This window comes from Actinospineispora eucalypti (assembly GCF_039543365.1).
Classification (GTDB): domain Bacteria; phylum Actinomycetota; class Actinomycetes; order Mycobacteriales; family Pseudonocardiaceae; genus Pseudonocardia; species Pseudonocardia eucalypti.
This window is the reverse complement of the sequence record NZ_BAABJP010000037.1, coordinates 88,732-108,273: the sequence shown is the minus strand read 5'-3', so window position 1 is coordinate 108,273 and position 19,542 is coordinate 88,732. Positions and strand designations below refer to the sequence as shown.

At 71.6% G+C, this 19,542-nt stretch carries 21 protein-coding genes; 6 read left to right on the top strand and 15 right to left on the bottom strand.

What is annotated here, in order from left to right; translation table 11 throughout:
* Positions 1-49 precede the first annotated feature (49 nt).
* Positions 50-259 (top strand): hypothetical protein, encoded by a 210-nt coding sequence (locus ABEB12_RS29490; protein WP_185059847.1) that lies wholly within the window; start codon positions 50-52, stop codon positions 257-259.
* Here the strand turns inward: ABEB12_RS29490 and ABEB12_RS29485 are convergent.
* From ABEB12_RS29485 to ABEB12_RS29465, 5 genes are read right to left on the bottom strand one after another with little or no spacing between them, the layout of a single operon-like run.
* The gene (locus tag ABEB12_RS29485; protein WP_185059846.1) at positions 256-966 is read right to left on the bottom strand and encodes an MOSC domain-containing protein; all 711 of its coding nucleotides are present in this window, start codon (positions 964-966) and stop codon (positions 256-258) included. The two genes, ABEB12_RS29490 and ABEB12_RS29485, sit on opposite strands and share 4 nt — an antisense overlap.
* Positions 963-1,730 carry a trans-aconitate 2-methyltransferase gene (locus tag ABEB12_RS29480; protein WP_185059845.1) on the bottom strand — a complete coding sequence of 256 codons (768 nt, stop codon included), beginning with the start codon at positions 1,728-1,730 and terminating at the stop codon, positions 963-965. The genes ABEB12_RS29485 and ABEB12_RS29480 overlap by 4 nt, the downstream gene beginning before the upstream one ends.
* Positions 1,727-2,260 carry a hypothetical protein gene (locus tag ABEB12_RS29475; RefSeq protein WP_185059844.1) on the bottom strand — a complete coding sequence of 178 codons (534 nt, stop codon included), beginning with the start codon at positions 2,258-2,260 and terminating at the stop codon, positions 1,727-1,729. The genes ABEB12_RS29480 and ABEB12_RS29475 overlap by 4 nt, the downstream gene beginning before the upstream one ends.
* Positions 2,257-4,119, bottom strand: a complete 1,863-nt coding sequence (dnaG, locus tag ABEB12_RS29470; protein WP_185059843.1) for a DNA primase — start codon at positions 4,117-4,119, stop codon at positions 2,257-2,259. The genes ABEB12_RS29475 and dnaG overlap by 4 nt, the downstream gene beginning before the upstream one ends.
* A gap of 31 nt (positions 4,120-4,150) precedes the next feature.
* Positions 4,151-4,525, bottom strand: coding sequence for a VOC family protein (locus ABEB12_RS29465; RefSeq protein WP_185059842.1), 375 nt, complete (start codon positions 4,523-4,525; stop codon positions 4,151-4,153).
* Positions 4,526-4,663: 138 nt separating this feature from the next.
* On the opposite strand from ABEB12_RS29465, the gene sigJ reads away from it, so the two are divergent.
* From sigJ to ABEB12_RS29450, 3 genes are read left to right on the top strand one after another with little or no spacing between them, the layout of a single operon-like run.
* Positions 4,664-5,560, top strand: coding sequence for an RNA polymerase sigma factor SigJ (gene sigJ, locus ABEB12_RS29460; protein ID WP_185059841.1), 897 nt, complete (start codon positions 4,664-4,666; stop codon positions 5,558-5,560).
* A gap of 30 nt (positions 5,561-5,590) precedes the next feature.
* Positions 5,591-6,184: a TIGR03086 family metal-binding protein gene (locus ABEB12_RS29455; RefSeq protein WP_185059840.1), complete on the top strand. Its 594-nt coding sequence runs from the start codon at positions 5,591-5,593 to the stop codon at positions 6,182-6,184.
* Between the two features lie 17 nt (positions 6,185-6,201).
* Positions 6,202-7,047 carry an arylamine N-acetyltransferase gene (locus ABEB12_RS29450; protein WP_185059839.1) on the top strand — a complete coding sequence of 282 codons (846 nt, stop codon included), beginning with the start codon at positions 6,202-6,204 and terminating at the stop codon, positions 7,045-7,047.
* Here ABEB12_RS29450 and ABEB12_RS29445 read toward each other — a convergent pair.
* Both ABEB12_RS29445 and ABEB12_RS29440 read right to left on the bottom strand, forming a co-directional pair.
* Complete coding sequence (locus ABEB12_RS29445) at positions 7,044-7,715, bottom strand: glutamine amidotransferase-related protein (protein WP_185059838.1); 672 nt, start codon at positions 7,713-7,715, stop codon at positions 7,044-7,046. The genes ABEB12_RS29450 and ABEB12_RS29445 overlap by 4 nt on opposite strands.
* Positions 7,716-7,725: 10 nt before the next feature.
* Positions 7,726-9,072, bottom strand: coding sequence for an FAD-dependent oxidoreductase (locus ABEB12_RS29440; RefSeq protein ID WP_221497600.1), 1,347 nt, complete (start codon positions 9,070-9,072; stop codon positions 7,726-7,728).
* 40 nt (positions 9,073-9,112) lie between these two features.
* On the opposite strand from ABEB12_RS29440, the gene ABEB12_RS29435 reads away from it, so the two are divergent.
* On the top strand, positions 9,113-9,865 hold the full coding sequence (locus ABEB12_RS29435) for an IclR family transcriptional regulator domain-containing protein (RefSeq protein ID WP_185059837.1): 753 nt from the start codon (positions 9,113-9,115) through the stop codon (positions 9,863-9,865).
* 488 nt (positions 9,866-10,353) lie between these two features.
* Complete coding sequence (locus ABEB12_RS29430) at positions 10,354-11,268, top strand: NmrA family NAD(P)-binding protein (RefSeq protein WP_345703247.1); 915 nt, start codon at positions 10,354-10,356, stop codon at positions 11,266-11,268.
* Between the two features lie 110 nt (positions 11,269-11,378).
* Here the strand turns inward: ABEB12_RS29430 and ABEB12_RS29425 are convergent, their stop codons facing one another.
* The 8 genes from ABEB12_RS29425 to ABEB12_RS29390 form a co-directional block, all read right to left on the bottom strand.
* Positions 11,379-12,707 (bottom strand): NAD(P)-binding domain-containing protein, encoded by a 1,329-nt coding sequence (locus ABEB12_RS29425; protein ID WP_185059836.1) that lies wholly within the window; start codon positions 12,705-12,707, stop codon positions 11,379-11,381.
* 71 nt (positions 12,708-12,778) lie between these two features.
* Positions 12,779-15,004 (bottom strand): DUF1989 domain-containing protein, encoded by a 2,226-nt coding sequence (locus ABEB12_RS29420; RefSeq protein ID WP_221497599.1) that lies wholly within the window; start codon positions 15,002-15,004, stop codon positions 12,779-12,781.
* On the bottom strand, positions 15,001-16,422 hold the full coding sequence (locus ABEB12_RS29415) for an acyl-CoA dehydrogenase family protein (RefSeq protein WP_185059835.1): 1,422 nt from the start codon (positions 16,420-16,422) through the stop codon (positions 15,001-15,003). The genes ABEB12_RS29420 and ABEB12_RS29415 overlap by 4 nt, the downstream gene beginning before the upstream one ends.
* A 103-nt stretch (positions 16,423-16,525) precedes the next feature.
* Positions 16,526-16,813 carry a hypothetical protein gene (locus ABEB12_RS29410; protein ID WP_185059834.1) on the bottom strand — a complete coding sequence of 96 codons (288 nt, stop codon included), beginning with the start codon at positions 16,811-16,813 and terminating at the stop codon, positions 16,526-16,528.
* A 3-nt stretch (positions 16,814-16,816) separates the two neighbouring features.
* Positions 16,817-17,860: a DMT family transporter gene (locus ABEB12_RS29405; RefSeq protein ID WP_221497598.1), complete on the bottom strand. Its 1,044-nt coding sequence runs from the start codon at positions 17,858-17,860 to the stop codon at positions 16,817-16,819.
* A gap of 429 nt (positions 17,861-18,289) precedes the next feature.
* Entirely contained in the window at positions 18,290-18,808 is a 519-nt protein-coding gene (locus ABEB12_RS29400) for a cyclodeaminase/cyclohydrolase family protein (protein ID WP_185059832.1), read from the bottom strand.
* Positions 18,805-19,236, bottom strand: a complete 432-nt coding sequence (locus ABEB12_RS29395; RefSeq protein WP_185059831.1) for a PIN domain-containing protein — start codon at positions 19,234-19,236, stop codon at positions 18,805-18,807. Before ABEB12_RS29395 ends, ABEB12_RS29400 begins: the two co-directional genes overlap by 4 nt.
* Entirely contained in the window at positions 19,233-19,529 is a 297-nt protein-coding gene (locus ABEB12_RS29390; protein WP_185059830.1) for a transcriptional regulator, read from the bottom strand. The genes ABEB12_RS29395 and ABEB12_RS29390 overlap by 4 nt, the downstream gene beginning before the upstream one ends.
* Between the last annotated feature and the right edge of the window lie 13 nt (positions 19,530-19,542).

The following is a 19,542-nucleotide window of genomic DNA, read 5'->3' as shown; positions in this document are numbered from 1 at the left end:
CCGGATGAGGCAAGATGGTAGGGCGAGCCAACCCCTGGGAGGACACCGGATGATCCAGTTCGTGCTCGGCGCCGCGATCGGTTACGTGCTGGGCGCGCGGGCCGGACGGGAGCGCTACGAACAGATCGCGCGCACCTACCGGAGGCTCGCCGACCACCCGGCGGTGCAGGGCGCGGCCGGCATCGCCAAGGCCCGCATGCTGGACTCCGTGAGCGGCAACCGCCCGCCGGCCCGGCACACCGCCAACGGCAACCACTAAGGGCTTTCCAGCCACACCTCGTCGCCGAGGCCGACCTCTCCCGGCCGGACCACCTCCGCGTACACGCCGAGGCTGAGCTGGTGCGGCGCCAGCACCTTCAACAGCCCGGAGCACGAGCCGAGGCCGAGCTGGTCCTGGGTCACCATCACGCAGCGCACGGTCTCCGCGACCACCTCGAGCAGCGTCGAGCCGACGCGCAGCCGGCGCCCGATCCAGCCGTCCTCCAACCGGCCGGGAGCACCGTCCGGGGTGGTGACCACCAGGTTGGGCCGGGCACGCTGCCAGGCCACCTCGGCGCCGGGTCCCTGCTCGGACCACCAGTCCAGGGTGGCCGAGGTGACCAGGTGCACCGGGGCGACGTCGTAGTGCGGCCCCTCGCCGAGCTCGGTCAGCACCACGGGCCGGCCCACCACGTCGCTCAGCACCCCGGGCAGCTCGGGCGCGGCGAGGTCCAGCTCCCGGCCGTCGGGCAGGCGCAGCAACGCCCGCTCGCCGGTGTAGCGGGCGGACATCTCCAGCATGTGGTTCAGCCGGGCCCAGCGGTCGGTGTTCTTGCCCGAACCGCGCTTGCCGTCCTCGGTGCGCAGCGCCCAGGTCCGGTCCCCGACCACGCCGTGCGGCTCCAGGCGCAGCCGTTCCGGCCGCTCGCCCTGCACCGACTTGACCGGGTAGCGGGCGCACACGGTGACCGTGCCGACCGGGTTCACCCGCGTGCCACCACGAAGATCCGCCGGAACGGGAACCAGGTGGTGCCGTCCGCCCGCTCCGGGTAGGCGGCACGCAGCCTCGGCGCCAGCTCGGCGCGGAACTCCTCCCACTCCGGGTCGCTCAGCGCCGCGCGCACCGGGCGCAGCGCGGTCCCGGTGATCCAGTTCAGCACCGGGTCCGGCCCGGTGAGCCGGTGCAGGTAGCTGGTCTCCCAGGCATCCACGGAGGCCCCGGCGGCGGCCAGCGACTCGGCGTACCGCTCGGGCGAAAGCACGGCGTCCTCGTGGCGCAGGGTCACCCGGCCCCGCCAGCGCTCCCGCGCCGCCAGCTCGCGCACCAGCGCGTGCGACTGGGCGCCGAAGTTGCCCGGCACCTGCATGCCGAACCAGGCGCCGGGGTTCAGCGCCCGCACCCAGCGGACCAGCAGCTCGGGGTGCTCGGGCACCCACTGCAGCACCGCGTTGCACACAACCACGTCGTCCCGCTCGCCGGGCGACCAGTCCCGCACGTCGGCCTGCTCGGCGGCGATGCCCCGGGCGCGCGCGTCGGCCACCATGTCCGGCGAGGAGTCCAGCGCGGCCACCTCGGCGCCCGGCCAGCGCGCGGAGAGCACGCCGGTCAGGTGGCCGGGGCCGCAGCCCAGGTCGACCACGCGGCGCGGCGCGTCGGCGCCGATCCGGGCCAGCAGGTCGTAGAACGGCCGCGAGCGGTCGTCGTCGAACGTCAGGTACACCGCCGGATCCCAGCCGACCCCTGTGCTCAAGCTTCGTCCCCCACTTCCTTGACTCGCCTCGCCACCTCGCCGGCCACCCGGCGGACCAGCTCGGGATCGGTGCCCGGGTCCGGCCGCACCTGCATCACCAACCCGTCCCGCCCCGGCACGCCGCGCCGCACGAACCAGGCGCCGCCCCCGGGCAGCTCGCGCCGGTGGCGGAACCGGATGGAGCCGGTGACCCGCTTGTGCACGATCTCCGGCACCGCGCCCGGCTCGGCCAGCGCCAGCCGGAGCGGGCGCAGGTCACGCAGCAGCACCGTGTCCTCGTCCAGCGTGTCAGCCACCTCGGCCTCGGTCACCACAATTGCGCCGTCGCCCCAGGTGGCCTTGCTCACCAGGTGCCAGTCGATCCGCCGGCCCTCGGCCAGCCACAGCCCGGCGTCGGTGGCCACCAGCGGCTGGCCGCCGGCCAGCCGGGCCACCGCGAGCACCCGTTCGCCCGGGTCGAGCCGGCCGGCGAAACCGTCGGGCAGCCGTTCCCGGCCGAGCAGCCGCGCCAACCGGTCCGACCAGGTCACGCGGCGCCCGTGGTCTGGTTGCGTAGCGCGATCTTGTACTGCTCCAGCGGCACCAGGTCGCCGAACAGCGCGTGGTACTCGTCCGGCTGCTCCACCGGGTTGGTCCGCTGCAGCTGCGACTTGATCTCGGCGATCTGCTTCTCCACCAGGGCCAGGCGCACCCCGGCGAGCACGCTGCCCACGTACCGCGCCTCACCGGAGTTGCGCTTCGGCAGGTCCAGCGGCTCCACGGCCAGTTCGGTGAGCAGCGAGCGCAGCGTGGACGGGCACTCCGAGGCCACCGCCTCCAGCAGGTCGGTACCGGTCAACCCGGTCGCCGTGCCGCCGGCCTTCCGCAGGCCCTGGTGCGCGGCCAGGTAGCTGGGGTGGGTGAAACACGCGTCGGGCAGCTCGTCGTACCCCGAGCCGGCCAGCGCCGGCAGCTGCAGCGCTGACTTCAACGCCTCTCGCTGCAACCGCAGCTGCGGGTCGCGGGCCGGCGGGGCGGAAGGGCCGCCCCGGGCGGTCACCCGCTGCCGGCGCGCCGGCACGCCGGCGATATCGCGCACCCGCTGCACCACGGTGGACTCCTCCGGCCAGCCGGTCCAGCCGGCCAGCCGGGCGGCGTAGCGGTCCCGCAGCCCGTGGTCCTTGATCTGCGCCACCAGCGGCACGGTCTTGCGCAGCGCGGCCACCTGCCCCTCGGCGGTGTCCAGGTCGTAGTCCCGCAGCAGGCTGCGGATGGCGAACTCGAACAGCGGCTCGCGGCGGGCCACCAGGTCCCGCACGGCGCTGTCGCCGGAGCGCTGCCGCAGCTCGTTGGGGTCCAGCCCGTCCGGGGCGATGGCCACGAAGGTCTGCCCGACGAACTGCTGCTCGCCCTCGAAGGCCTTCAGTGCGGCGGCCTGTCCGGCGGCGTCCCCGTCGAACAGGTAGATCATCTCGCCCCGGTCGAACGAGTCGTCGCCGAGCAGCCGGCGGAGCACGGAGATGTGCTCGGCGCCGAACGCGGTGCCGCAGGACGCCACCGCCGTGGTCACCCCGGCCAGGTGCAGGGCCATCACGTCGGTGTAGCCCTCCACCACCACCGCCTGCCGCCGCTTGACTATCTCCCGCTTGGCCAGGTCCAGCCCGAACAGCACGTGCGTCTTGCGGTACACCGGGGTGTCGCTGGTGTTCAGGTACTTGGCCTCGATCGGGTCGTCGTCGAACAGCCGGCGGGCGCCGAAGCCGACCACCTCGCCGCCCAGGTCCCGGATCGGCCACAGCAGCCGCCGGCGGAACCGGTCGATCGGGCCGCGCCGGCCCTCCTTGGACAGCCCGGCCTTCATCAGCTCGTCCAGGCTGAACCCGGCGGCCAGCAGGTGCTTGGTCACCCCGTCCCACTCGGCGGGGGCGTAGCCGCAGCCGAACGTGGCGGCCGCCGCCGAGTCGAAGCCCCGGCCGGTCAGGAACTGGATCGCCGGCGCCGCCTCCGGAGTGCGCAGCCGCTCGGCGTAGAACTCGGCGGCCCGCCGGTTGGCCTCCAGCAGCCGGGTGCGGGTGCCCTTCTCCCGCTGCACCGAGGAACCGCCGCCCTCGTAGGTGAGCCGCACGCCGACCTTGTCGGCCAGCCGCTCGACCGCCTCCACGAAGCCCAGGTGCTCGATCTTCATCACGAAGTCGATCACACTGCCGCCCTCGCCGCAGCCGAAGCAGTGGAAGGTGCCGTGGGTGGGCCGGACGTTCATCGACGGCGTCTTCTCGTCGTGGAACGGGCACAGCCCCTTCAGCGAGCCGGCGCCGGCCCGGCGCAGCGCCACGTACTCGCCGACCACTTCGTCAATCCGGGCGCGCTCGCGGACCTGGGCGATGTCCGCGTCCCTGATCCGGCCTGCCACGCGGCGAGTCTATGCCCGTGCCACCGGGGTGCTACTCCAGCACCAGACAGAACGGGTGGCCGGCCGGGTCCAGGTAGACGCGGAACTTCTCGGACGGCTGGTAGTCGGCCTTGCGCGCGCCGATGGCCAGCACCCGCCGCTCGCCTTCATCCAGGTCGGGCACGTCGAAGTCCAGGTGCAGCTGCTGCGGCCGCTCGTCGCTCGGCCAGTCCGGCGGGCGCAGGCCGGGCGCCCGCTGGAAGGCGATGGTGGCGCCCCCCGGCGAGCGCAGCTGCACCCAGCCGTCGGCGTCCTGATCGACCGGCCAACCGGTGATCCGGGCGTAGAAACCGGCCAGCGCGCGGGGGTCCGGGCAGTCCAGCGCGACCAGGCTGAAAGTGGCGATCGGGGTTTCGGTGACGGTCATGCCGGGAACGTATCCACTGAGCCCGACACAAAACGTTCGTCGCGGCCAACGGCCCGCCTGGCGCCGGCACCCCGTCGATCAGCGCGGGTGCCGGCCAAAGCGGTTTCAACTGTGACGGACGGGGCTACCTTGCCTTTTGTGTCGATCGCTCCCGACATCGAGGAGCACCGCGCGCACCTGCTCGGGGTCGGCTACCGGATGACCGGCAGCCTCGCCGATGCCGAGGACGCGGTGCAGGAGGCCTGGCTGCGGCTCAATCGCCTCTCCGAGGTCGAGCGCGCCTCCATCCGGGACCAGCGGGCCTGGCTGACCACGGTGGTCGGCCGGCTGTGCCTGGACCGGTTGCGTTCGGCCGGGGTCCGCCGGGAGACCTACATCGGCCCGTGGCTGCCGGAACCGCTGATCAGCGGCACCAGCGAGGACGACCCGCTGGCCCTGCTGGTCCGCGACGAGGAACTGCGCATGGCGGCCATGGTCGTGCTGGAGCGGCTCACCCCGCCGCAGCGGGTGGCCTTCGTGCTGCACGACGCGTTGAGCCTGCCGTTCGAGGAGGTCGCGGCGGCGCTGGGCTGCTCGCCCGCGACCGCCCGCCAGCACGCCACCCGGGCCCGCCGCGCGGTGCTCGAGGCGCGGCCCGCCCCGCGCGCGGAGGTCGCCGAGCAGCAGCGCCTGATCAAGGCGGTGACCCACGCGCTGAGTGCGGGCGACGCGCAGGCCCTGGTCGAGCTGCTGCACCCGGACGTGGTGATGGTCAACGACAGCGGCGGGATGGCCCCGGCCGCCCGGCGGGAGGTGCACGGCGCGGAGAAGGTGGCCCGGCTGCTCATCGGCCTCACCCGCCGGTACGGCGTGGACGAGCTGCTCCGGGACTGGACGCCGGTGCTGGTGAACGGCGAGCAGGGCTACCGCCACGGCGGGCACAGCGGCATTCCCGAGTCGGTCACCGTGTACAGCCTGCGAGAGGGCCGGATCGCCGCGATCTACGGCGTGCTCAGCCCGGCGAAGTTGGCCCGCGCGTTCTACGGCGCGCGATGAGTTTTGCCCCTCGCCCGTGTCTAACCCGGTATGACCTACTCCCTTGAACCGGCCGCCGCGCGGATCGCCACCCTGGTAGGTGCGGTCACCGAGGACCAGCTGGACGCCGCCACACCGTGCGCCGACTACACCGTCCGTGACCTGCTCGGGCATCTGCAGGGCCTGACGGTCGCCTTCCGCGGCGCGGCCCTCCGGGCGCCCGACCCCGGCGGCCCGGACCAGCAACCGGGCAAGCTGCTCGCCGACGACTGGCGCACCCTCATCCCGGCCCGGGCCGCCGAGATGGCCGAGGCCTGGCGCGACCCGGACGCCTGGCGGGGCGAGACCGCCGTCGGCGGCCTTTCCATGCCGGCCGAGCTGGTCGGCAAGATCGGGCTGAACGAGCTGCTGCTGCACGGCTGGGACCTGGCCAGCGCCATCGGCCGGCCGTTCGACGCCGACCCGGCGAGCGTGGCGGCCTCGCTGGAGTTCACCACGCTGGTGAACAGCCCCGCGTGGACCGTCGGCCGGACCGGGCTGTTCGGCGACGTGGTGGAGGTGCCGGCGGACGCACCGCCGCTGCACCGCACGCTCGGGCTGAGCGGGCGGAACCCGCACTGGGGGGTTGACCTCAAGACCACTTGAGGTTGCAACATTAGTTCATGAGCAGCGCGACGAGCACGCGGGCGGGCACCGAGTGGGAGATCGACCAGGTTGACCTGGACGCCTACCTCGCCAGGATCGGCCACCATCGGGTGCCGCCCACGCTCGCCGCGCTGCACGGGTTGACCAGGGCGCACACCCTGGCCATCCCGTTCGAGAACGTGGACGTGGTGCTCGGCACCCACCGGGGCCTCGGCCTGAGGGAGATCACCGACAAGATGGTGCACCGGCGGCGGGGCGGGTACTGCTTCGAGCACGCGCTCCTGTTCGCCGCCGTCGCGGAGCAGCTCGGCTACCGGGTGCGCCGGCTGATGGCCCGGGTGCAGCCGAGGCGGGCGGGCGGGCCGCGCACGCACATGGTTCTCGCGGTCACCCCGACCGACACGGACGGGCTGCCCCACCTGGTGGACATCGGCTTCGGCGCCGGCATGATCGCGCCGATGCCGCTGCGCGACGGCGCACTGGTCGACCAGGCCGGCTGGCCCCACCAGCTGGCGCGAACCGCGGACGGCCTCTGGACGCTGGCCAAGCTCGACGACGGCGACTGGCAGGTCATGCACGAGTTCGACGAGACCGAGCAGCGGCTGATCGACTACGAGGTGGCGCACCACTACACCTCCACCCACCCGCACTCCCCGTTCGTCGGCCGGCTGGTGGTGATGCGGCTGGCCGACGGGGTGGTCCGGCGGATGGTCGGCGACCAGCTCACCGTGGAGCACGCGGACGGGCGGGCGGAACGCACGCCGGTCAGCCTGGAGCGCCTCGGCGAGGTGCTGCGCGAGCTGGGCGTGCAGCTGGACCCGGCCGAGCTGGCCGAGCTGCGCGCCCGCGTGGGTTGTTCCTAGCGGGTCAGGCCGGCGTGTGACAGCACCCGGTCGACCAAGGTGGCCACCCGGCGCCGGGCACCGTCCGCGTCGGCGGCCATCCGGCCGAGCATCTCCTCCGGGTCCCGCCCGATCTTGTCCAGGGAGAGCCGGTAGCCCCGTGCCCACGCCCACGCGACGTCCAGCGTGGCCTCCGGGTGGAACTGCACGCCCAGGTGCCGCCCGACGCTGAACGCCTGGGTGCACACCTCACTGCGGGCCAGCTCGGCCGACCCGGCCGGGGGCGTCATCACGTCCTCGTGCCAGACCAGCCACGGACCCGACTCCACCGTCGTGGCGCCGTTGGCCACCGCCACCCGCATCCAGTCGATCTCCGGTCCGTTCCGCGCCGGCGCCACCGAGCCGCCCAGAACCCGGCAGAGCAGCTGCGCGCCGAAGCAGATGCCGAACACCGGCACGTCGGCCCGCACCGCGCCGTCCAGCAGCTCCGCCTCGGCCCCGAGGTAACCGACCGTTTCGTCGGCCACCGAATCGTCCGAGCCCAGCGGCACGATCAGGTCGAACCCGGTGGGATCGGGCAACGGGCGCCGGGGGTCCACCACGTCGATCCGCGCGCCCAGCTCGGTCAGGCGGTCGCCGACCAGGCCGGGCGGACAGTCGTCCTGGTGCTGCACGAAGAGAACCCGCACCGTGTCCAGCCTACGACCAAGGGAAGGGCGAGTGGCTGACCGGATGCAGCCGCCCGGTGCGGTACCGGTCGAACCGGAACGGCTCCAGGAGGCTCTGTGGCTGGTCGGTCAGCTCCTTGGCCACCAGCTCGCCGATGCCGATCATCTTGTAGCCGTGGTTGGAGTCGGCGATCACGTACACGTTCTCCCGGAACCGGTCGAACACCGGGAAGCTGTCCGGGGTGAACGCGCCGATCCCGCCGGACGGCTCGCGCAGGTACCGCGCCCGGCAGCCGGCGAACCGCTCGTGGCAGTGCCCCAGCGCGGCGGTCCACATCCGGACGAAGTCGTCGCCGACCACGAACTCCGGGCTCTGCGTGCCGTACGGGTCCACCGCGACCTCGTTGGCGGGTCGGGGCACCTGTACCGGTGCGGCCCCGCCCTGCACGCCGCCGAAGGAGAAGTCCGGCTTGTAGTAGATGCCCCACATCTGGTCGGTGACCAGGCCGTCCTCGTCGTGCAGAGCTGCGTCCGAGTCGATGTGCACCACCGGCGGCAGCGCGCCGGCGTTGTCGGTGAACTCGCTGGGGTCCACGCCGAGGGTGCCCTCCTGGAGCGCCCAGTAGGTCCACATCGGGCGGTCCGGGTGCACCGTGCCGTCCGGCCCGGTGACGTCGATCGACTCCGGCAGGTCCAGCATCGACCAGAAGTCGCGCACCCATGGCCCGGCGGCCACCACCAGCTGTTCGCAGTCGATGTCACCGGCGTCGGTGTGCACCCCATTGACGGCGCCGGACGCGTCCGTTCGGATGCCGGTGACCCGGACCCCGGAGCGGATCCGCACGCCCTCGGCCTCGGCCTTGGCGGCCAGCCCCTTGAGCGAGGCGACGTTGTTGGCGTACCCGCCGCGCTTCTCGTGCAGCACGCTGGTGATGCCCTCGGCGCGCCAGTCGTGGAACAGACCTTGCAGGTAGGCGCGGCACTCGCGTTCGCCGAGCACCAGCTCGGACTCGTAGCCGATGGCCCTCTGTTCTTTGAAGATCTGCTCCACGTCGGCCCGCATCACCTCCGGCGCGGCCTGCAGATAACCGACCGGATGGTAGGCGAACGCCTCCGGGTCGGACTCCCACACGCCCACCGAGTGGGCCATCAGCTCGCGCATCGCGGGCTGGAAGTAGTTGTTCCGGATCACCCCGCAGGCCACGCCGGAGGCGCCCGCGCCGATCCCGGACTTGTCCACCACCAGCACGTCCTCGCCGCTGCCCGCGCCGGTGGCGCGCAGCCGGCGGGCGAGCTGCCAGGCCGTCGCCAACCCGTGGATCCCGGCGCCGATGACCAGGAAACGCACCATGACCAGCACCTCCGTGCTAATATCCATTACGGCAATGCCATATCCATGTGACGTAGGAGACTTTACTATGGCGCGCACCGGACGACCAGCCACTCGTCAGGTCGGTGCGGTCGCCCGGGCCGTCGAGGTGCTGGACGCGCTGGCCGAGGCCCGGGCCGAGCTGGGCACCAACGAGATCGCCCGGCGCACCGGGATCAACGTGAGCAGCATTTCCCGGCTGCTCTCCACGCTGGTCTCCGCCGGCCTGGTGCAGCACCTGCCCGCCTCCGGCCGCTACCGGCTGGGCGTGCGGATCCTGCAGCTGGCCAGCGCGGCCCGCGACACCCTGGACCTGCGCACCGTGGCCCGGCCGTACCTGGAGGAGCTCACCGAGATCACCGGCGAGACCAGCACCCTGTCCCTGCCCGGCGAGCACGACCTGCTCACCATCGACTTCGTCCAGAGTCCGCGCTCGGTGCGCAGCGTGGCCGAGATCGGGCGCAACAGCGTCGCGCACGCCACCGCCGCCGGCAAGGTGTTCCTGGCCTGGGGCGGCACCCTGCCGACCGGCGAGCTGCCCGCCTTCACCGAGCAGACCATCGTGGACCGGGCCGCACTCACCGCCGAGATCGCCAAAGTCACCGAACGCGGCTGGGCACAGGCCCTCGGCGAGCGCGAGGACGACCTGAACGGCGTCGCCGTCCCGGTACGCGACCGCACCGGCACCCTCCGCGCGGTCCTCGGCGTACAAGGCCCGGCGATCCGCTTCCGCCCCCGAGCCATGCGCGCCGCCGTAGACCCCCTCCAAACCCGAGCCGCCCTAATAGCCGAAACCACCTAACCCCCTTCCGCGAGTCGGGAATCCAGGTACGGCGAGTCGGGGATCTGAGTACTGCGAGTCGGGAATTCGGGTACGGCGAGTCGGGGACCCAGGTACGGCGGTGGCCCGAAAGACGCTTGCACGGCGCACCCCGGGGCGGTCCTCCGCCCCGGGGTGCGTGGCCTCTCGCCCTGTTCCCTCGCGGGCCGGTCGGCCAGGCCCCAGTCCTGGAGGGCGCGGACTACGATGCGAGCGCCGGCCCCCGTCTCTCCACGAGATCCACCCTGAGCGGTTTACCAGTCGTGATCGAATCCCGCTCAGGTAGATCTCGGTGACTCGGACGACCGCCGCCCCGCCCAGAAGCCTCACGGGACGTCGGCGTACCCGAATCCCCGACTCGCCGTACCTGAATCCCCGACTCGCCGTACCTGGATCCCCGACTCGCGGGAGCTGTAGGGGCACGGACGGCTGGGTTGCGAGTAGAGACTTAGGGTGAGATAGTCGATCTCGTGGATGAGGCGATACTGGTGACCGGTGCGGGCGGCGGGGTGGGCAGCGTGAGCCGGCGGGTTGTGCGGCAGCTGCGGGAACGCGGGCACAGCGTCCGCGCGCTGGTGCGCACCGACGACGAACGGGCCGAGCCGCTGCGCGCGCTCGGAGCGGAAGTGCTGGTCGGCGACCTGACTAGGCCGGACGACGTGGCGCGCGCCCTCGACGGCGCGCGGCGGATGTTCTTCAGCATGGCCGTCGCGCCCACCTACCTCGAGGCCACCGCCACGGTGGCCACCGTGGCGCGCGAGCTCGGCCGCCTGGACGCGCTGGTCAACATGTCGCAGATGACGGTTTCCCAGATGACCGTGACCAGCACCGAGGAGTCGCACCAGCAGCGGCTGCACTGGCTGTCCGAGCGGGTGCTGGCCTGGTCCGGGCTGCCCGTGGTGTTCCTGCGCCCGACGTCCTTCCTGGACAACCCGCTGTTCACCACGGTCGCCGCGCACACCATTGCGGAGGACGGCACGCTGCGCCTGCCATTCGGCGACGGGCGCACCTCACCGGTAGCGGCGGCGGACGTGGCCGACGTGGTCACCGCCGTGCTCGAAGACCCGACGCCGCACCTCGGCGAGGTGCTCGAGCTGACCGGCCCGGCCAGCCTGACCATGACCGAGATCGCGCGGGCCTACGCCGAGGCGCTGGGCCGCCCGGTGTGCTACGTGGACGTACCGCTGGACGGCTGGGCCGAGACCGTGCTCGCCCAGGCCGGCCTGTCCGAGCACGCCCACCAACACATCCACACGATGGCCCGGCTGCACCGGGAGAACCGCTACAACCGGCTGACCGACACGGTGCACAAGATCACCGGCCGGCCCGCTCGATCCGTCCGCGAGTTCGTTCAGGGCAACGCCAGCCTGTTCGGTGCGCCGTAAAAACCCGACTCGCCGTACCCAGATCCCCGACTCGCCGTACTCAGATCCCCGACTCGCCGTACTCAGATCCCCGACTCGCCGTACTCAGATCCCCGACTCGCGGGGAATCCTTACTCGGTGCGGAGGAAGGTGGCGAGGGTGTCGTCGGGTTCGGTCCACCAGGGGGTGTGGTGGAGGGGGGCCTGGGAACCCGTGCACGGTGAGGTGAAGGCGCGGTCCCGGTAACCGGTGATGCTTTCCTCCTTGTGGTGTTCCCACACCTTGAAGTGGCGCCGGGTGAGGTCGAGGTCGAAGTCCGGGTAGTCGGTGTCCTTCATCAGGTCGCGCAGGTAGTCGGCCTGATAGTCGATCTCCTCTTCCGGGTTGGCCAGCGTCTGGAGCCGGGCCGTCCAGCCGTCGATGTGCGCGGCCATGTCCTCACGGGGAGGCACCGGCAGCCGGCCCAGGATCACGTCGCGGGCGTACCAGGCCTGCAGGTCGAACATGGAGAACGTGTAGTACTGGTCCTGCATGCCCAGGTACATCATCCGCGGGTTGTCGATCCAGAGCACGCCGTTGTAGAGGTTCGGCGTGCACAGCAGGTTCGCCGTGCGCAGCCGCAGGTCGTCGGCGATGAACGGGAAGCTGTGCTGGTAACCGGTGCACAGCACGATCGCGTCAACCTCGCGGGAGGTGCCGTCGGTGAACACCGCCGTCCGCCCGTCCATCCGTTCCAGCCCCGGAACCTCCGAGATCCCGGACGGCCAGCCGAAGCCCATCGGCGCGGACCGGTAGCTGATGGTCACCGACTTCGCGCCGTACTTGGCCGACTGCAGCGCGATGTCCTCCGCCGAGTAGCTGCTGCCCATCACCAACAGATCGCGACCGGCGAACTCGCTGGCGTCCCGGAAGTCGTGCGAGTGCATGATCCGGCCGGGGAAGGTGTCGAAGCCCGGGTACTCGGGCACGTTCGGCGTGGAGAAGTGGCCGGTGGCCACGATGACGTAGTCGAACTCTTCGGTCCGCGAACCGGTCCGGTCGTCCACCGACACCGAGAACCGCGACCCGTCCCAGGACACCCAGCGCACCGCCGTGTTGAACCGGATCTGGTCCCGCACGCCGCTCGCCCGGGCGCGCCCGGTGATGTAGTCGTAGAGCACCGCGCGCGGCGGAAAGGACGGGATGGGCTTGCCGAAGTGCGTGTCGAACGGGTAGTCGGCGAACTCCAGGCACTCCTTCGGCCCGTTCGACCACAGGTAGCGGTACATGCTGCCGTGCACCGGGTCGCCGTGTTCGTCCAGGCCGGTGCGCCAGGTGTAGTTCCACAGCCCGCCCCAGTCGCCCTGCTTCTCGAAGCAGACCACTTCAGGTACCTCGATGCCGGCGCGCGCGGCGGTGGCGAACGCCTGCAGCTGGGCGAGCCCGCTCGGCCCCGCGCCGATCACGGCGACTCGTGTCATTTGCTCCTCCTTCGGTGGAGCTCGTGAGTGGCGAGTGTCGCTATAGCGCTACTCGCCACTCACGAGCAGCGTCAGCTGCGTGGCTTGGTCTTGTCCGGGTCGTAGAACGGGAAACGCACCACGGTGGCCGGGATGCGTTTCTGGTGGCCGTCGAGCTTGCCCACCTCCACCTCGGTGCCCAGCGCGGCGTGCTGGACGGCCATCCGGCACAGCGCAATGTTCTTGCGCAGCACCGGTGACCGGGTGGCGCTGGTGATCACGCCGACCTGGGATCGCCCCAGGTGAACGCAGTCGCCGTGGGCGGCGGGTTCGTTGCCGGCCAGCTCGAGGCCCACCAGCGTGCGCTGCGGGTGGGCCTTGCGTTCCAGCAGCGCCTCCCGGCCGACGAAGTCGTCCTCCTTGGTCTTCAGCGGCACGGTGAACCCGATGCCCGCCTCGAACGGGTCGGTCTGGTCGTCGAAGTCGTAGCCGGCGAACACCAGGCCGGCCTCGATCCGCAGCATGTCCAGCGCGTCCAGGCCGAGCGGGGTCAGCCCGTGCGGCTCGCCGGCAGCCGTCACCGCGTCCCACAGCGCCGGGGCGTCGGCGGGGTGCACCCACAGCTCGTAGCCCAGCTCGCCGGAGTAGCCGGTGCGGGAGACCAACAGCGGTATCCCGTTGTGGTCGTTCAGCCGGCCGATGGCGAACCGGAACCAGGTCAGGTCGCCGAACGCGGCCTGCGTGGGCGGCGTCCAGATCAGCGAACGCAGCAGGTCCCGGCTGGCCGGCCCCTGCACCGCGATGTTGTGCAGCTGGTCGGTGGAGTCCTTCACCCAGACCCGGTCCAAGCCGAGCCGGGAAGCCTGCTCGCGCAGCCAGACGCCGTCGTACTCGTCGCCGCCGACGAACCGGAAGTTGGTGTCGCCCAGCCGGAAGACCGTGCAGTCGTCGATCATGCCGCCGGTCTCGTTGCACACCGCCGAGTAGACGACCTGGCCGTGCGAGAGCTTGCGGATGTTGCGGGTCACCGTGGCCTGCAGCAGCGCCTCGGCGTCCGGCCCGAGCACCTCGAACTTTCGCAGCGGCGAGAGGTCCATCACCGCCGCGCGCTCCCGGCAGGCCCAGTACTCCTCGGTCGGGCCGTGGTTGTCGAAGCTGGACGGCAGCCAGTAGCCGCGGTACTCGGTGATCTGCCGGGTCAGCGCGGTGATCCGGGGAGCGAAGCCGGTCTCGCGGGTCAGCCGGGCTTCGGCGTCGGGGGTCACCCGGTGGGCGATGGCCATCGAGAACTTCCTCTCCGCGTCGTACACCCGCACGTGGATGTCGGTGGGCACCCAGGCGTTGGCCGGGTCGATGTCGTCCGGGCAGGCCGAGGAGGCGCACACCAGGTCGGCGGAGGCGCGCATCAGCACGTAGTCGCCGGGGCGCGACCACGGCTCGTCGAAGACCAGCAGGTTGTTCGCGTCGAACGCGGTGTTGTAGAAGAGGTTCAGCGCCGGCCAACCGGCCCGCTCCGCGATGCCGTACCCCCGGAGCTGCCGGTTGAAGTTGTCGGTGCAGTTGACGTGCCCCGGGTAGCCCATGTCGGCGTAGTACTTGGCGTTGCAGGCCAGCCCGAAGGTGTCGTGCCGGCCCACGGTGTCCCGCACGATCTCCACCAGCGGCTGCGCGTCCTCGTCGTAGAACTTCCCGAACAGGCCGGGCTGGGGGTAGGCGTTGCCCATGAGGTAGCGGGTGGTGGTGGAGTCCAGCCCGCGCTCCACCCCGTCGTCCAACCGGCGCGCGGAGAACGCCAGGAAGTCCGAGCACTGCCGGCCCTCGACGTCGATCACCTGGACGTACTGCCCGGCCTTGACCTGGTACGACAGCGCGGTGGCGGCGTCGATGCGCAGCTCCGCGACCGGTTCGGCCAGCGGCGGGGGCAGCTCGCGCGGCTCGTCGGAAGGGCGCGGGGCGGCCCGGTGCAGCTCGAGCAACAGGTCGCTCGGCGGGTTGGCGTCCGGGTCGGCCACGCTCATCCGGGTGTCCGGCACCGCGACCCTGGCCACCGCCTCGGCGGCCACGGTGATCGTCTCGGTCGCGCCGGCCGGGGACCACTCGCCGAACAGCCGCTCGTCCCGGGCGTCGGCCGGGTCGGCGCCGCGCACGGTGAGCTCGGCGGTTTGGCGGCCCTGAGGGTCGGTCACGGTGAGCCGGTCGCCCGGGTGAAGCGGCACGGTGGTCGAGCCGCCGGGGCGTACCCGGTAGCGCTCCCGCATGGGGTCTCGGGGCAGCAGCCCGGGCACCAACAGTCGCGGTCGTTCGGGCGCCTGGGTCATCCGCGTGCCTCCTCGTCCGCTCCTCCGGACGCCCGCGATCCGCCCGGCTCGCTCAGCCCGTCCGCTTCGGCCAGCAGCCGTCGGGCCAGCGCGCGTTTGCCCTCGGCATCCAGCTTGCGGGTCTCGGCGGCGAGCACCCGCTGGTCCACCCGTTGGTTCCAGTAGTCGATCGCGTCGAAACCGAGCAGCACGGAACGCCCGACGAACTGCCGGAGCACCTCGTTGGACGGCCCCATCACCCAGCCCGCCTTGCCGTCCCGCAGGTAACGCTCGAGCTCCATGTCGCGCCGGTACCCGGAGCCACCGCACGCGTGCAGCATCTTGTCCACCACGTGCGTCACGTTCTTCGCCGCGCTGAACTTCACCTGCCAGCACCAGTGCAGGTAGTCCGCGCGCGCCCGCTCCCCGGGTTCGAGCACCCGCTGGTTGTGCTCGGTGGCGCCGTCGAGGGCGCCGGCCAGCGAATATGCGGCCAGCCGGGCCGCGTTGGTGTCGATCACTGCCTCGCCCACGTAGTCCTGCACCGTCGGGTAGTCGGCCACCCGCATGCCGGTGTCCTCGTGCACCTTCCCGGTGGTGTGCCGCTTGGCGATGTCGACCGCGCCGAGCGCGATGCCGTTCCACACCGAGGACGAGCCGAGCAGGAACCACGGGTCGACCACCTCGTCGTTCGACTCGGCGCCGTCCCCCAGCGGCCCGACCAGCCGGTCCGGCGGCAGCAGCGCGGCGGCCACCTCGACCGCGCCGGACTGGTTGCCGCGCAACCCCAGCGCGTCCCACATGGACGGCTTGGCCGCTACCGCCTCGGCGTCCACCACGAACACCGACAGGTCGTGGTAGCCGGTGAAGTCCGGGCTGGTGGTCTGGATGACGTAGAAGTCGGCGAAGCCGCCGGACGTGGTCCAGGAGGAGCTCTTGCGCACCCGGTACTGCCCGTCCACCCGTTCCGCCGCCGAGGACATCGGGAACCAGAAGTGCCCACCGGTGCGCGGGTCGGAGTAGGACAGCGTGCCGATCCGGCCGGTGTTGAGCGGGCGGATGTACCGGTCGACCAGGGCGGGCGTGGGCCGCAGCATGATCGCCTGCACGGCCGCGACGTGCATGACGTAGCACATCGCGGTGGACGCGCAGCCGTACCGAGCGATCGCCTCGGCGACCAGGGCGAACGACAGGTGGTCGCCCCCCAGGCCGCCGTAGCGCTCCGGCACCGTGAGGCCGAGGAAGCCGTGCTCGCCCAGCAGCTCCAGGTTGCGGCGGGGGAAGCGCAGCTCGTCGTCCGAGCGCTCGGCGTTGGCCCGCATCTCCTGCGCGCACAGTTCGATGATCTTCTCGCGGAGCTCGCGGTGTCGTTCGGTGAGCAGCCAGTCCGGGTTCCAGTCCGGCGCCACCCCCCATGCGGTGAGGTCGGCCGCCGTCACAGCTTCTTCACGAACGTCCGCGCGTGGTAAAGGGCCAGCGCGGGCAGGCCGATGAACAGGATCACCATCAACGTCTCGCCGCCCGAATAGGCGAAAAACTCGTTCACTGTTGTGCCCCCTCGGTGAGCAGTCCGGACTGGCGCATGCGTTCCCGGCCGAAGTCGTTCACCCGGAACCGCACCCGCAGCCGGTCGCCGTCCTCGGCGATCCCGGTGTCCACCTCGTCCAGCAGGCCACCGGAGTACAGGTCGGTGAGGGTGAGGCGGACGGTGCCCCGCCAGTACTCGCCGGTCAGCCCGTACTCGGTGCAGACCAGGTCGCACAGCTCGTCGTCCCAGAGCGCGTCACCCCGGGCCAGCACGTGCAGGATGTGTCCCTTGATGTGCAGCATCTACTACGCCTCCCCACCGGAAACCGCGTGCCGGCGGGTGGCCGGGACCGCGCGGATCACCTCGAGCACGTCCCGCTTCTCGGTGAACAGCACGAAGCTGCCGATCACGGCGACGATCGCGCCGATGACGAACTGGATGCCCGGCGGCTTCAGGTTGAACACGTACAACCAGACCAGCGCGAGCGGCCCGTACAGCGCCGCGATCGCCTGCCCCCGGCCGACCCCGATCAGCGGGAAGGACTTGTACCAGGACACGTAGCAGAAGCCGAAGGTGAGCCCGAGCAGCACCAGCAGCAACAGCACGTTCGGGCTGGCCAGCGCCGCGCCCACGGTCTGCCAGAACTGCGCGCCGGCCAGGCCGGCGGCGATCGGCACCGCGACCACCAGCCAGATCACCACCTCGGCGGTGAACCGCAGGGTGATGCCGACGTCCGGGTCACTCACGTCCAGTGCGCGCCCGGCGATGGCGCCCTCGATGCCCCACCCGACGAACGCCAGCGCGCCGCCGACGTAGCCGAGCATGCCGCCGGTGCCGGCGCCGGTCAGCTCACCGACGATGCCCGGCGCGAAGATGACCACGCCGCCGGCCACGATCACCAGGATCCCCAGCGCGGCCCGGCGGGTGATGTTCTCGTGGTACCAGACCCGGGCGACCAGCGCGCCGATGATCGGGTAGAGCAGCGCGGCCACGGCGGAGAACTGCGGCCCCACGTACGCGATGGCCAGGATCGACCCGAAGATCGCCAGCATGCCGGCGAGCCCGGCGGGCGCGTACCAGCGGGAGATCTTCACCTGGCGCAGGGTGCGGACGTAGTCGCTGGTCTTGCCGAGCACGGCGACCCAGATGAACAGGGCTATCAGCACGGCGATCGCATTCAGCACGGTGATCACCAATGCGGCAAGCAGGTAGTTGTCACTCAGCCCGGCGAACGGTTCTTCCAGGTAAATGATCGTGCCGGGCACGTACCAGGCGCCCCATAACACCGCGCACCAGATCGCCCAGATGAAACCCCAGCGAACCTGACGGTTTCGGTACTCGACGCGCAATTGGTCGAGCCTGCCTGAATCCACCATCGCCACTCCCGCGTGCCAGGTCCACGCGTGCGACCGGCGGGTTTGCCGCCATCGCACGCGGGGGGATGTATCGGATGTGACGTCCATCATGTCGGTCACCGTTCACCCTGTAAACCCCCAATGGAGAGACAATTGCCAGTTTCACGCACTCGGAATACTGGTCAATCTCGTCGAAACACTCAGTAAGAACCCACACATATCCATTGCGGCAATTAATCCTTTAGCTTCCGGCAACCGTCGAGCGCTGGCTCAGTCCGATTTCGATCAAGAAATCAGCGGACTCAGCCAGCACTCGACGTCCGGGAGCTGAGCCGGCACCGCGATCACGTGACGCCGCACGAGCCGCACCGGATGCGGCGGTCTCGGCCCGCTGGACGTCAGGTGGCGTGCGCGGGGACCGGGTCAGGCTTGGGTGGCTGTGTCGGCGTGGCGGCGCGCGGCGGTGGCGAGCGGGTCGGTGGGGCCGACGTTGATCTCCACCAGCTCGGCGGCGGACCGGGTGGCCGCGCCGGCCAGCAGCAGGGCGGTGCGGGCGTCGCCGACCAGGTTGCGGTTGCCCTGCGTGGCCAGCCGCGCGGCCAGCTCGGCCACCTGGGCACCGGCCGCCGCGATGTCCAGCGGGACGGCGGCGGCGGCGCGCAACGCCGCCCGCTTCCGCTCCGGATCCCTGGCGGCCAGCACGTCGGCGTACGCGACCGCGTCCGCGTCGGCCAGCCGCAGTGCCCGCGCCCGCAGCTCGTCCGCCGGCCCGGCCAGCGCGATCAGTTCCTCGGCCCGCGCGAACCGGGCGGCCATCGCCGCCAGTGCCGCCGCGGTGGCCACGGTCAACGCCGCCGCCGCACCCCCGGATGGCGCCGGCCGCCGAGCCGCCAGCTCCTCCAAGAAACCCGCGACGGTCCGCTCGCTGTAGGACTCGCTCACAGGAGTTCGAACCCATCGGTGGCCGCGGCTTCGCGGAGCGTCTTGTCGAACGCCAAGAAGCGCTTGACCTCCGGGTCGGCGGAACGCACCGCGCGTGCGGTGGCCAGCTGCACCGAGTCGTAGGCGCGCAGCCCGCGGGTCCCGGTGAGGTGGGCGGCGTCCTCGACGATCAACGAGCTCATTCGAACGATCTCGAAACGACGCGGGGCGTCCTCGGTTCCGAACCAGTCGGCTTCAAACTCCGCGACGAGCAGCGCGGCCTGCTCTGTCGTCAACTCGCCCATCCGCCGCTTGCGCCACAGCGCGGCCGGCACCTCGACCCGGGCGAGCTGCGCCACAACGATCTGCTCCAGGGACCGCACATCCTCGTGGCCCGGTTCGTCGGCGTAGAGCTTCACCAGCGCGGAGGAATCCGCGAACCAACTCACCCTCGGTCGTCCTCGACCAACTCGGAGAGCGGGGTACCCCGCCCCGCCGCGGCGCGAGCGACGGCCACGGCGTCGGGGTCCGGACGCTGGCGTGGTGGCCCCGGTGGCACCAGCAGGCCGGCTCTGGTCAGCCGCTCCCTGGTACGAGCGGCATCGTCGCCGGCGAGATCCGGGTCGGTGGCCGCCTCGGCCAGTCGCGTCAGGTACTCGTTGACGCTGCGATCCGCCGCGGCGGCGGCGGCGCGCACCCGCTCCATCAGCTCGTCGGGCAGCCGCCAGGTCACCTGAGCCATGCCTACATGCTAG